This is a genomic window from Gammaproteobacteria bacterium (genome assembly GCA_030680605.1).
GTDB lineage: Bacteria > Pseudomonadota > Gammaproteobacteria > SURF-13 > SURF-13 > JAQBXX01.
Map to the genome: position 1 here is coordinate 228,077 of JAUXUQ010000002.1, position 13,496 is coordinate 241,572.

The following is a 13,496-nucleotide window of genomic DNA, read 5'->3' on the forward strand; positions in this document are numbered from 1 at the left end:
AGGTCTGGCCACCGGGGACGATACGCCACTGTTCATTTCCACCTTGACGACCGCAATTCCTGCCAAAACAGCATACAATAAATTGTGACAGAATCAGCCGATAAAGGCTGAGGGTCCGCAAGCACGTGGGATGCGTTTTCGGCAAATACCGGTCATAAGGCCGGGGCTGCGTTGACCATCCAAAGTTCGAACAAGGAGCATGTCATAGCCATCAAAGAGTTCGGATTTTCGGCGCACACACGCAATGCGCTGCGTCACGACCGGGATACCGAGTTGCTGCGCTCGGAGCTGTTCAGTATCGAGCAACTGAAGCGTCACGCGGTCACGCTGGCGGACCAGCATCGAGTCGATCCGCGTCCGGGGCCGGACAGGTTGTTGCCACGGCTGGCGGACAATGCGCGGGTTCTGCTGGCGGCGTATGACGTTGTCACCGCCGCCGCCACGCAGGGGCAACGGATCGTGCCGGCAGAAGCCTGGCTGCTCGACAACTTCTACCTGATCGAGCAGCAGATCAGTCTGGCGCGTCGGCATCTGCCGCGCGGGTACAGCCGCCAGTTGCCGCGACTGGCCGATGGCCCGTCGGCCGGTTTCCCGCGCATCTACGACCTGGCGCTGGAGCTGATTTCCCACATGGACGGCCGCGTCGACAGCGACAATGCCACCCAGTTCATCGCCGCCTACCAGACCGTCGAGCCCCTGAAGCTGGGCGAATTGTGGGCCTTCCCCATCATGCTGCAGCTGGCGCTGCTGGAAAACCTGCGCCGCGTCGGCGTGCGCATCGCCCAGCGGCGCGAAGAGCGCGACGCCGCCATCACCTGGGCGGACCGCATGCTCGCCGCGGCCGAAAGCGAACCGAAACAGTTGATCCAGCTGCTGGCCGAGTTTGCCAATGCCGACGTGCCGCTGACCGCGCCGTTTGTGGAGGAGTTTTACGACCGGCTGCAGGCGCAGGGGCCCGCCATGGCCTTCGTGCAAACCTGGGTCGAGCACAAGCTGCTCGAGCAGGGGGTGACCGCAACCGAGTTGTCGGAGGCGGCTGGCCGCACGGCCGCGGCCAACCAGATCTCCATCGCCAACAGCATCGGCAGTCTGCGCTTCATCGGCGCCATGGACTGGAAGCAGTATGTCGAGTCGCTCAGCGTCGTCGAACAGACCTTGCGCGAAGACCCGATGGAACGCTACGCCAGCCAGGATTTCGCCACCCGCGACCGCTACCGGCATGTCATCGAAGACGTGGCGCGACGCAGCACATGCGGCGAAATGGCGGTGGCGCGCGAAGCCATTGTTCTCGCGCAGGCGGCTGCCGCGCAACAGGGCATCCATGACCGCAGCGCGCATGTCGGCTACTACCTGATCGATCGGGGCCGCCCGCAGCTGGAGCGCGCGGTCGGCTGCCGGCTACCGTGCAAATCCCGCATAAGTCGCGCGGGGCGGCACCTCCGCCTGTTCCTCTACCTCGGCCCCATCCTGCTGCTCACGGCGCTTGCCGTTGCAATTGTGCTGTCCGCGCTGGGCGGATTCGACGTGCATGACGAACGGCTGTGGCTTTTGGCGCTGCCGCTCCTGATCGCCGCCTCGGCGCTGGCCATGCCGCTGGTGAACCTGCTGGTCACGCTCGTCATGCCGCCGCGCGCCCTGCCGCGCATGGATTTTTCCAAAGGGATTCCGGACAGCCATCGCACCATGGTGATCGTTCCCACCCTGCTGACAAAACTACAGGACGTCGATGATCTGCTCGAAGCGATGGAGATCCGTTATCTCGGCAATCGCGATCCCAATCTGTTCTTTGCCCTGCTGACGGATTTCCGCGACGCGCCCGCGCAAACGCTGCCGGACGACACGGCCTTGCTCGCCCACGCACGCGCCGCGGTGCAGGTGCTCAACGAAAGCTACCGCGACGACCGCCCGTGCGTCTTCTATCTGTTTCACCGGCCACGGCTTTGGAATCCCTTCGAGCGGGTATGGATGGGCTACGAACGCAAGCGCGGCAAGCTTGAGCAGTTCAATGCCCGGCTCCGGGGCGAGGCGCACACGGCCTTCTCGGATATCGTCGGCGATCCATCCATCCTTGCTTCGATCCGCTACGCCATCACCCTCGATACCGACACCCAACTGCCGCGCGACGCGGCACGCACCCTGGTCGGCAACCTGGCGCATCCGCTCAACCGGCCGGTCTACGATGCCGCAAAGGGCCGCATTGTCGAAGGCTACGCGATCCTGCAACCGCGTGCCTCGATCAGCCTGACCAGTGCAGGCCAGTCGCGCTTTACCAAACTGTTCGCGGGCGACGCGGGTATCGATCCCTACACGCGAGAAGTGTCGGATGTCTACCAGGATGTGTTCGGGGAAGGCTCGTTCATTGGCAAGGGCATCTACGACGTCGATGCGTTTCGTCAGGCCGTCGACGGACGCTTTCCGGAGAATCTCATCCTCAGCCACGATTTGCTCGAAAGCGGCTATGCGCGTTCGGCGCTGGTGACCGATGTCGATCTCATCGAAGAGCACCCGGCCAGTATCGCCATCGAGTCCAGCCGGCGCCACCGCTGGATACGCGGCGACTGGCAGTTGGCCGGGTGGCTGCTGCCGCGGGTGCCGGGGCCGCCCGGCCCGAATGGATCGAAGGGAAAGCGGCAGGCCAACCCGCTCTCGGCATTGGCGCGGTGGAAGCTTTTCGACAACCTGCGGCGCAGCCTGGTGGCGCCGGCGCTGCTTGCCTTGCTCGCAGGCGGATGGCTGCTGGGCCCGGGACCCGGGTGGTTGTGGACTCTGCTGCTGGTGGCGGTGGCATGCCTGCCTCCCCTGCTGTCCAGTATGATCGAACTTATTCGCAAGCCTGAAGGACGCGACTGGCTGGTGCACCTGAGCCTGACCGGTAAAGCCGCGGGCCGCCCGCTCATGCTCGCCTTGCTGACCCTCGCTTTCTTGCCCTACGACACGCTGATCTGCCTGGGGGCGATCCTGCGCTCGGGGGTGCGGATGCTGTTCACGCGACGCGGCTTGTTGCTGTGGCAGTTACCGTCCTACGCACGCCGTAACGCACGCCGGTCGCTGGCCGGTTTTCTCCGCGAGATGTGGATCGCGCCGGTTCTTGCGTTGGTGCTGGGCGTGGCGCTGGCAATGGGGGGGGGCCAACCGGCAGCGTGGCTTGCCGCTGCGCCCATCCTGTTGCTGTGGCTGGTGTCGCCCGTCATCGGCTGGTGGATCAGCCGGCCGCTGGTGCCCCCCGCCCCGGACCTGAGCGCCGATCAACGGGCGTTCCTGCGGACATCGGCCCGACGCACCTGGCGCTACTTCGCGGATTTCGTCAGCGCGGATGACAACTGGCTGCCGCCCGACAACTTCCAGGAATATCCGGCGCCGGCTATCGCCTCACGCACCTCGCCCACCAACATCGGCATGTCTCTGCTGGCCGACCTGGCCGCCGTCGATTTCGGCTATCTCACGGTTGGGGAATGCCTGCAGCGCCTCGACAACACACTGGCCTCGATGGAAAAGCTGGAATGCTACCGCGGCCACCTTTACAACTGGTACGACACCCGCACGCTGCAACCGCTGCATCCGCAATACGTCTCGTCGGTGGACAGCGGCAACCTGGCTGGCTGTCTCCTCACCCTGCAGGCGGGACTGGCCGAAATGAAGCATCAGCCGGTGTTGTCAGCCAACGCGCTCCAGGGACTGCAGGATACCCTGCAGGTGCTGGCCGAACAGTTGCCTGCCTCATCCGCCCCCGAACTGGCGAAAAAAATCGTCCTGCTGCAGGACACCCTGCGTGCACTCACGCTGGAGGGCCCGCCGCAGACGCTGGCCGCCGCCAGCGCGCTGAACGAGATTCACCGCACCGGCGGAGAGCTGGCTGCATGGCTGCCGGCGGATATCGATGGCGAACTGGTTTACTGGGCGCGGGCATTCGACCGGCAATTCCGTGCGCTTCGCGATGAACTTGGATTTCTGGTGGCCGCGCCGTGGCAGGGCAGCGCCATCCCGACACGGATGGAACTGGCTGGCACAGGTGCAGTCGGCACGGGTGCGCGGACGCAACTCGACCTCATCGATGATCTGATCACTCGTTGCCGCGCACTGGCCATGATGGATTTTGAATTTCTCTATGACACCGCGTGCGGCCTGCTGGCCATCGGCTACGACGTGGGCGAACGGCGCCGTGATCCAACCTGCTACGACCTGCTGGCATCGGAAGCGCGTCTGGCCAGTTTTCTGCTCATCGCGCAGGGACAGGTGCCGCAGAAGCACTGGTTCTCGCTCGGCCGCTTGCTGACCAGTCATGGCGGCGACGTGAGTCTGATTTCGTGGAGTGGCTCGATGTTCGAGTACCTGATGCCGCAGCTGATCATGCCGAGCTACGCGAACACCCTGCTGGAGCAGACTTGCAAGGCCGCGGTGTCGCGCCAGATCGAATACGGCCGGCAGCGCGAAGTGCCGTGGGGGATTTCCGAGTCCTGCTACAACGCCACCGACGTCAACCAGGTCTATCAATACCGGGCCTTCGGGGTGCCTGGGCTCGGCTTCAAGCGCGGTCTGGGCGACGACCTGGTCATCGCGCCCTACGCCAGTGCACTGGCCCTGACGGTGATGCCGCGGGAAGCGTGCCGCAACCTGCAGACGCTGGCCGATCAAGGATTCCTCGGCGCCTACGGCTTCTACGAAGCAGTCGATTACACGCCCACGCGGGTGCCACGCGGCAAGCCATACGCCATCGTGCGCACGTTCATGGCGCACCATCAGGGCATGAGCCTCCTGGCCTTTGCGCATGTCCTGCTCGACCAGCCGATGCAGCGCCGCTTCATGTCCGACCCGTTCGCGCGGGCGACCGAATTGCTGCTGCAGGAGCGAGTGCCGAAGAAGGGCGCCACCCTGCATCCACACGCGGCCGAAGTCAGCGCCGCCGCCCGCCCCCCCAGCGCGGACATCGGTTCGATCATGCGCGTGTTTACCGACCCGAACACGCCGATCCCTGAAGTTCACCTGCTGTCGAACGGCCGCTACCATGTCATGGCGACCCATGCCGGCGGCAGTTACAGCCGCTGGCGCGACCTCGCCGTCACCCGCTGGCGCGAGGATGCCACCGCCGATGGCTGGGGCACCTTCATTTATCTGCGCGACCGCGCCAACGGAAAGTATTGGTCGGCTGCGCATTTACCGACCCTGCGCCGTGCCGATCACTACGAAGCGATCTTCGTGCAGGCGCGCGCGGAATACCGGCGGCGCGATCACGCGATCGAAGCGCACACCGAGATCAGCGTGTCCCCCGAGGACGACGTCGAGATCCGCCGGGTCACGCTCACCAACCAGTCGTCCCGCACCCGTCACATCGAGGTGACGAGCTATGCGGAAGTCGTGCTGGCGCCGTTGAATGCCGACCTGGCGCACCGCTCGTTCAGCAATCTGTTCGTGCAGACCGAAATCCTGCCCGGGCAGCAGGCGATCCTCTGCACCCGGCGTCCACGCACGCCGGGCGAGCAGGTGCCGTGGATGTTCCACCTGCTGGCCGCCCCGGGCGCCACGACGGACGAACCGTCCTTCGAGACCGACCGCGCCCGCTTCATCGGACGCGGCCGCACCGCAGCCAACCCGCTGGTGCTCGACAGCGGCGACAGCCCGTCGGCATTGTCGAACACTGCGGGGTCGGTGCTCGATCCCATCGTTGCGATCCGCCGCACCCTGACCCTGTCGCCCGACGAATCGGCGAGCGTGCAGATCATCTCCGGGGTCGCGGACACGCGCGAGGCCGCACTGGCCCTGCTGGAGAAATACTGCGACCGCCACTTCGTCGAGCGCGCGTTCGAGATGGCCTGGTTCCAGAGCCAGGAGGTGCTGCGCCACCTCAACGCCACCGAAGCCGATGCGCAGCTCTATGGCCGCCTGGCCAACTCCGTGATCTACGGCAATGCCCTGCGCCGCGCCGCGCCCAGCGTCATTGCCCGCAACCAGCTGGGGCAGTCCGGGCTGTGGCGCTTCGGCATCTCGGGCGATCTGCCGATCGTCAAGCTGCGCATCGGCAACCTCAACCGCATCGACCTGGTCAAACAGGTGCTGCAAGCGCATGCCTACTGGCGCATGAAGGGCCTGGCCGCCGACCTGGTGATCGTGAACGAGGATTTCTCGGGCTACCGGGCGACGCTGCAGGACCTGATCATGGGGCTGATCAACGCGGGGCCCGAAGCGCAGGTGATCGACAAGCCGGGCGGGATCTTCGTGCGCCGCGCCGAGGAGCTTTCGGAGGACGAGCGGGTGCTGCTGCAGACGGCCGCCCGCATCGTCTTCAGCGATACCGCCGAGACCCTGATCGAGCAGGTGGATCGCCGCGTGTCGGCAGAACGTGCGTCGGACCGTCTGGAGCCCACGCAGCCGATCGTCGACGAACCGGTTTACCCCCTGGCCGCGCGCGAACGTATATTCAACAACGGCCTCGGCGGCTTCACCCCCGATGGCCACGAATACGTCATCACCCTCGAACCTGGCCAGAACACGCCGGCGCCGTGGGCCAACGTGATCGCCAGCCCGCACATCGGCACGGTCGTCAGTGAAAGTGGCAGTGCGTACACTTGGGCGGAAAACGCGCACGAGTTCCGGTTGACCCCCTGGCACAATGATCCGCTCTCCGACAGTAGCGGCGAGGCGCTCTATATCCGCGACGAGCAAACAGGTGCATTCTGGTCGCCGACGCCGCTGCCCGCCCGCGGCCGCTCCGGTTATGTGTGCCGGCACGGCTTCGGCTACAGCGTGTTCGAACATTACGAGGCCGGCATCGCCTCGGAACTGTTCACCTACGTTGCCATGGACGCAGCGGTGAAGTTCGTGGTGGTCAAGCTGCGCAACCCGTCGCAGCGTGCGCGCAGTCTGTCGTTGACCGGGTATTGGGAACTGGTGCTCGGCGAGTGGCGACACGCCAATCTGATGCACATCGTCACCGAAACGGATCCGCACACTGGCTCGCTGTTTGCCCGCAATGCCTACGGCCGCGAATGCGCCAATCGGGTGGTGTTTGCCCACGTCAGCGAGCGCGAGCGGTCGGTAAGCGGAAACCGCACCGAGTTCATCGGCCGCAACGGCTCGCTGGCCAGCCCGGCAGCGATGCGCCGCAAGCGCCTGTCGGGCAGGACCGGGGCCGACCTCGATCCGTGCGCCGCGATTCAGGCTCGCATCGAACTGGCCGCAGGGCAGGAACGCGAGATTGTCTTTGTCTTTGGCGCGGCCCGCGACGCCGGCGAGGCGCGGCAGTTCATCCAGCGTTTCGGCGCGCGCGCGGGCGCGCGGCAGGCGCTGGAAGCGGTGTGGGAACACTGGAACCACACCCTGGGGACGGTGAACGTGGACACGCCCGACCCTGCGCTCAACGTGCTGGCCAACGGCTGGCTGGTTTATCAAACGATATCGTGCAGGCTGTGGGGGCGCAGCGGCTATTACCAGTCCGGCGGCGCCTACGGTTTCCGCGACCAATTGCAGGACACCCTGGCGCTGGTCCATGCGACGCCGTGGCTCGCCCGCGAGCAGTTGATCCGCTGCGCCGGGCGCCAGTTCCTCAAGGGCGACGTACAGCACTGGTGGCATCCGCCCAATGGGCAGGGTGTGCGCACCCATTTCTCCGACGACTATCTGTGGTTACCGTATGCCACCTGTCGTTATGTGCGGGCGACCGGCGACACCGGCGTGCTCGACGAGTCCATCCATTTCCTGGAAGGCCGCGAGCTGTATGCGGAAGAGGAGGCCTACTACGACCAGCCGCAACGCTCGCCCGAAGCGGCCAGCCTGTATGAGCACTGCGTGCGCGCCATCAAGCACGGCTTGCGTTTCGGCATCCATCATTTGCCGCTGATGGGCTGCGGCGACTGGAACGACGGCATGAATCTCGTCGGTCGAGACGGGAAGGGCGAGAGCGTGTGGCTGGCGTGGTTTCTGTATGAGAACCTTGAGTCATTCGCCAGCCTCGCGGGTAGCCGGGGCGACACGGCCTTTGCCGAGCTGTGCAGCGCACAGGCGGCGCAGCTGCGCAGCAACATCGAGAAAAATGCCTGGGACGGCGCCTGGTACCGGCGCGCCTGGTTCGACGATGGCACCCCGCTGGGCTCGTCCAGCAACGACGAATGCCAGATCGATTCGATCAGCCAGAGTTGGGCGGTCATCTCCAGCGGCGGTGACCCGGAGCGCGCGCGCCAGGCGATGATGGCGGTCGACCAGCGTCTGGTGCGACGCGACAAGCAGATCATCCAGTTGCTCGATCCACCCTTCGACAAATCAGACCTCGAGCCCGGCTACATCAAGGGCTACATCCCCGGCGTGCGCGAGAACGGCGGCCAATATACCCATGCCGCGATCTGGACCACGATGGCGTTTGCCATGCTGGGCGACACGCAACGCGCGTGGGAATTCTTTGCCATGCTCAACCCCGTCCATCACGGCAGCACGCCCGAGGCCATCGAACGCTACAAGGTCGAGCCCTACGTCATGTGCGCGGACATCTATGGCGTGTCGCCGCACACCGGCCGCGGCGGCTGGACCTGGTACACCGGTGCGGCGGGCTGGATGTACCGGCTGACCGTGGAAACCCTGCTGGGATTGCAACTGGAAGTGGACCATCTGCGCATCGCGCCGTGCGTCCCTGCGGATTGGGATTCCTACAAAATCCACTACCGCTATCGCGACACCGTCTACCACATCACGGTCAAGCGTGTTGGCGAACCATCGGCGCAGGGCGCCCGCGTGACCGTGGACGGCACCGAACGTCCCGACACACGTATTCCGCTGGTCGACGACCGCCGGGAGCACTTCGTCGAGGTGAAGCTGGGCTAAAGATAAAGGCCCGCGAAAGAGCAATTCCGTAGCACCGGAGGCGTAGGCTCAGGGGCGATCCAATGCAGAAAGTTATTCTTTCGCGAGTCCTAAAGCATCCTGTGTGCCAGGGAACCGCCAGCATGGTTCCGGAATCTTCCTGGTTCGTGCCAGATACTGAGGGTGTCGGGATCGCTCACGAGGCCACCTCACCGGTCTTGCCGGAACGGTCGGCCTCTATACCTTGCGCCCGCGCGGCTGGATGACGACCTCCAAACCCAGGGTACGCAGCGCCTTCAGGACCTTGCCGCGCTCGAACTCGGACAAAAAGCGCGTACTCAGGTTGCCGAGCCCGGAGACTGTCTCCAGCGTCAGGCGCCGCTGCTCATGCGTTAAGTCGCGTGAAATATCACGTACGGTAATATAACGACGAACTACAGAATCCACAATAGCCTGAAAATGTTAACGATTCTAAGCGTTAAACCGCTTAACGCACAGAACAATGAACATAAAGGTTAATGTTCCGACGGGGATGCTCCAGGAGCATTGTTTTAATGTTCATTATTATATACACTATGTCGCATAGTGACCATAAAGATGGACGAGACATGAGAAAAATGCAGCTGGACTTGATGATGCCAATTTCGGTGAGACGGGCGGTGCATAAGCTTGGACAGGATATCCGTGATGCCCGGCTCAGGCGGCGTATTCCTACGACCGTCATGGCCGAGCGCGCCTCCATCAGTCGCACGACCCTGAACAAGGTGGAAAAGGGCGATCCCGGCGTGGCGCTGGGTAACTACGCCAATGTGCTCTTCGTCCTGGGGATGGCGGAGCGCTTGGGCGACCTGGCGGATGTCAAGACGGATACGGTGGGCCTCGAACTCATCGATGCACGCTTGCCGCAACGTATCTGCAGGCCTCGCCAGAATATGTCCGGGCGCAAGTCGCCCCCATCCGGACCAAAGAGTGCAACGCTGCTGAATGCGGAGGACAGCGATGGATCGATCTGAGCCGGAATCCGTCATGGCCGGGCAGGGACGCCATGTCGTCCGCACCACCCTGATCGGCTTCTTCACAGTCGCGCCCTTGTGGGTGACCTGGTTGGTGTTCGACTTTCTGCTCGGCATCCTCGCCAGTATTGGCGCGCCGCTGCTGCGCACTGCCGCCGGCATGGTCATGCCGTTTTCCGTGACGCTGGCGAACTGGCTGCTCGATTCGGATTTCCAGAAACTCGTCGCTGTTCTGCTCACGCTGGGCGCGCTGTATGGCATCGGCCTGCTGGCATCGGTGGTGCTCGGGCGGAAGCTCATCGGTGCCATGGAATCGCTCCTGGCGCGCCTGCCACTGGTGCAAACCATTTACAACGGCACCAAGCGCTTCCTGCACACTTTGCGCAAGCCTCCGGTCTCGGGACAGCGTGTGGTCTTGATCAGCTTTCCGACGCCGGGGATGAAGGCCATGGGCTTCGTCACCAAGATCATGCACGACACCGACACGGGGCGCGAGCTCGCCGCCGTCTATGTGCCGACCTCGCCGAACCCGACCTCGGGCTACATCGAGATCGTGCCGCTGGCGGATGTCGTACAAACCGACTGGAGCATGGAGGAAGCGATGAGTTTTGTAATGACCGGCGGCGCGAATGCACCCGACCACGTGCGCTATCAGGCGGACAGTGGAGCGCCGACCGGAAAAGTCGGCGCTGGCGGGACGGCGACAGACGGATCGGCCCCATCGTCGGGGACGGGGGCATGACGCGCACGCTACTCCCTGCGCGGTGGCCTGTTCGCCCTGCTTTGGTGGGCGTTCTCGGAAGGACGAGGCGACCATCTGGCCATTGGGCAGCGTCGCCATCGCGGCGGCCACGTCGACCAGCGCCGTCCTGCTGCCACCTGTAAAACATCGTATTCGTATCGTTGCGCTGGTGCGTTTCCTCGCTTTTTTTATCGGGAACTCGGTGTCCGGTGGCGCCCAGGTGGCGCTGCGTGGCCGGAAGGCATTGCAGCCGGGTATGCTGGCGCTACCGGTTAAATTGCCCCCGGCGGACCGCGCGTGCTGCTGGTCAATACGCTGGGATTGATGCCTGGCACGCTGAGCGTTGATCTTGCTGGCGATACCCTGCATCTGCATGTCCTCGATGAGCGCCTGCCCATCTCCACCGAGGTGCAGGCGCTGCGAAGATGTGATTGCACGCATGTTCAGGGAGGCAGCATGACCGGACTCGAAGGGCCGATCGCCGTATTCCTGCTGGCAAATCTCGTCGTTGCCCTGCTGGCGGCGACGCGCGGCGCTATGACCACGTGATTGCCCTGCGCGCCGTGGAGACCGTGGACTTTATGACTGCCCACTGGGCGCACCTGCCCTATGACGTGCTCGACACCATCTCCACCCGCATCATCAACGAAGTGCCCGGCGTCAGCCGCGTGGTCTATGACATTTCCGGCAAGCCGCCCGCAACAATAGAGTGGGAGTGATCACCCAGCTCTGGGATGGATGTACCCACAATGACCTGGGCGTGTGCGTCATCGGATGCTGTCCTGCACTTCCTGCCTTGCTCCACAGTTCGTAGAAATTTCCGCTGTACGGTGCGCGCAGGTGTACCTTGCGGAAACTTCTTGCCGCAGGGCGCTCGGGAAGGGGCGCCGTGTTCCGGGTTTTCGCCAATAACACTCTCATGCCAGACAATAAAAACAACGAGATAGATGAAACCCCCGTCTTGCGATGGTATCGGGAATGAAAATTGCGTAAGTCTCTAAAGCAACGGGATTTCACAATAAATATTTGGGTGGTGTCATGCGAATCAAGCTGCAAGAGATCAAAAAATCCACCGTCATCGGGCTTTTCGGCGGCGGTGTACTGGTGCTGGGCATGATGCTGTTGTCCCCGGAGCATATAGGCGCATTCTTCAACATCCCCGGCCTGCTGGTAGTGATTGGCGGCACACTGGCCGCGACCATGGTGAGTCGGCCGATTCGGGATGTAATCCGGGTGCTGCGCAGCCTGCCAGAACTGGCTACCGATGACCATCCAAATGTTGAGGACGAGATCGAGCAATTGCTGCGGGTCGCTGAAAGATACCGGCACGGCAATATCCGGGCCGCCGAAAAAGAACTGGCCTATATCAGCAACCCGTTTTTACGTAGCGGGATACAACTGGTCATCGACAGGGACCCGCTGCAGAATCTGACCAAGGTATTACAGTGGCGCATCACAGGGTTGCGTGTGCGCGAACAGGCGGATGCCCAGATTCTGCGCACGATGGCCACCCTGGCCCCGGCCTTCGGCATGCTGGGTACCCTGTTCGGTCTGGTGCATATGCTGTCCGGGCTCGGCCACAGTGGTCTGGAGGAGATTGGTGCCACCATGGCGTTCGCCATGGCAGCCACATTGTACGGTCTGCTTGCCGCCAATCTGGTGCTGAAGCCATTGGCCATCAAAATGGAGCGACGCACCCAGCAGCGCCTGGTCGCCATGCACATGCTGCAAGAAGGCATCTTGCTGTTGTATGACCGGCAACATCCGGTGCTGATTCGTGAGGCTTTGGATGCCTACCACTCGCATCATGAGGACGCGTCATATCAACTCACCAAGCTGGCCCTGGTGAATGCTGCCTGAAGCCGGTCGCTGAGATGACTCAGGTGACCATAATGCATCAGCTTGCCCCCATACCGCAGAGGGCTGTCACGCCATCGTCACGTGCACCAATGCGTTATGCCGATACGCAATCGGCACACGATGTCTTTGCCTCGGTAGAAGGCAGCCTGAACCAGACAGGTGAGGATGAGGTATGGATGATCAGCTACATGGACATCATGACCTTGCTGCTTACCCTGTTTGTCCTGCTGCTTGCCTATGCCCATATGGAATCGGTGTCAGGCCCGGTGAGCGAGCAGACCCAGATTCCGACACACAACGCCTACCCCGCTGCGCTGCCTGCTGCACAACCGCTGCTCACCTCCATCGAGCAGATTTCACTGCCCATGGCAGGCATCGGTGTGGCGCAGCGATCCTATATCGCCCTGCCGGAGAACGTTGCATCGCAACCGGTGGTGGTACCGCTACAGGCAGAGCCTGAGGCGCCCCTGCTACAGACCGAAGACTCGCAGATCGCCGTGCTGAAAGAGACCTCTCCCTTGCTCCTGGCAGAGGCCAGTCCCGTCGAGCAGCCAGCAGATACCTCGGATACGGTAACCCTCCGCAACAGCTTTCTCGAAACTATTCAGGCCAGTGCGCTCGGCGATCGCATTGAAGTGACTACGCATCAAAACAGCATTAATCTGGAAATCAGCGATAACATCCTGTTCGAGCCGGGCAGTGCTGCGCTGAAGCCGTTCGGCCAACAACTGCTGAATGAACTGGCGGTGCTGCTTGTAAACCAGCCCTATGCGGTATCGGTCGAAGGGCATACCGATAACGTCCCCATCGAAAATATACGCTTTGCATCAAACTGGGAGCTGTCCAGCACGCGGGCAACCAATGTCACGCGCTATTTGATCGATCATGGCATCACTGCCGGCCGGTTACGCGCCATTGGTTATGCGGACACACGCCCGCGCACGGATAACATCACAGTAGAAGGTCGTTCACGCAATCGCCGCGTGTCGTTGATTCTGCAACTACCGCAAGGGCAGGAAATCGCCGACACCAGTGCACCCGCTGCGGCTTGATGCCGGAGTGGGTACACCCCGTGTAAGCGCACGATGACACGCTGA

At 63.1% G+C, this 13,496-nt stretch carries 7 protein-coding genes and 1 pseudogene; 7 read left to right on the forward strand and 1 reads right to left on the reverse strand.

Features of this window, described 5'->3' with window-relative positions:
• Window positions 1-273: 273 nt before the first annotated feature.
• Window positions 274-8,805, forward strand: coding sequence for a glucoamylase family protein (locus Q8L89_02605; protein MDP1707947.1), 8,532 nt, complete (start codon window positions 274-276; stop codon window positions 8,803-8,805).
• A 216-nt stretch (window positions 8,806-9,021) separates the two neighbouring features.
• On the opposite strand, the gene Q8L89_02610 is transcribed toward Q8L89_02605, so the two are convergent.
• Window positions 9,022-9,231, reverse strand: a complete 210-nt coding sequence (locus Q8L89_02610; protein MDP1707948.1) for a hypothetical protein — start codon at window positions 9,229-9,231, stop codon at window positions 9,022-9,024.
• Window positions 9,232-9,401: 170 nt separating this feature from the next.
• Here Q8L89_02610 and Q8L89_02615 point away from each other — a divergent pair, with 170 nt between their 5' ends.
• The 6 genes and pseudogenes from Q8L89_02615 (at window position 9,402) to Q8L89_02640 (ending at window position 13,451) form a co-directional block, all read left to right on the forward strand.
• Window positions 9,402-9,797 carry a hypothetical protein gene (locus tag Q8L89_02615; protein ID MDP1707949.1) on the forward strand — a complete coding sequence of 132 codons (396 nt, stop codon included), beginning with the start codon at window positions 9,402-9,404 and terminating at the stop codon, window positions 9,795-9,797.
• On the forward strand, window positions 9,784-10,539 hold the full coding sequence (locus Q8L89_02620; protein MDP1707950.1) for a DUF502 domain-containing protein: 756 nt from the start codon (window positions 9,784-9,786) through the stop codon (window positions 10,537-10,539). Before Q8L89_02615 ends, Q8L89_02620 begins: the two co-directional genes overlap by 14 nt.
• A gap of 297 nt (window positions 10,540-10,836) precedes the next feature.
• Window positions 10,837-11,088 carry a hypothetical protein gene (locus Q8L89_02625; GenBank protein ID MDP1707951.1) on the forward strand — a complete coding sequence of 84 codons (252 nt, stop codon included), beginning with the start codon at window positions 10,837-10,839 and terminating at the stop codon, window positions 11,086-11,088.
• Window positions 11,061-11,258: pseudogene (locus tag Q8L89_02630) on the forward strand (GMP synthase (glutamine-hydrolyzing)). The gene Q8L89_02625 and the pseudogene Q8L89_02630 overlap by 28 nt, the downstream one beginning before the upstream one ends.
• A 319-nt stretch (window positions 11,259-11,577) precedes the next feature.
• Window positions 11,578-12,399 carry a MotA/TolQ/ExbB proton channel family protein gene (locus tag Q8L89_02635; protein MDP1707952.1) on the forward strand — a complete coding sequence of 274 codons (822 nt, stop codon included), beginning with the start codon at window positions 11,578-11,580 and terminating at the stop codon, window positions 12,397-12,399.
• Window positions 12,400-12,431: 32 nt separating this feature from the next.
• Window positions 12,432-13,451 (forward strand): OmpA family protein, encoded by a 1,020-nt coding sequence (locus Q8L89_02640; GenBank protein MDP1707953.1) that lies wholly within the window; start codon window positions 12,432-12,434, stop codon window positions 13,449-13,451.
• Window positions 13,452-13,496 lie beyond the last annotated feature (45 nt).

Coding starts and splice junctions, on each gene's coding strand:
- Q8L89_02615 (MDP1707949.1), top strand. CDS start 9,402: ATGCAGCTGGACTTGATGATGCCAATTTCGGTGAGACGGGCGGTGCAT.
- Q8L89_02620 (MDP1707950.1), top strand. CDS start 9,784: ATGGATCGATCTGAGCCGGAATCCGTCATGGCCGGGCAGGGACGCCAT.
- Q8L89_02635 (MDP1707952.1), top strand. CDS start 11,578: ATGCGAATCAAGCTGCAAGAGATCAAAAAATCCACCGTCATCGGGCTT.
- Q8L89_02640 (MDP1707953.1), top strand. CDS start 12,432: ATGCATCAGCTTGCCCCCATACCGCAGAGGGCTGTCACGCCATCGTCA.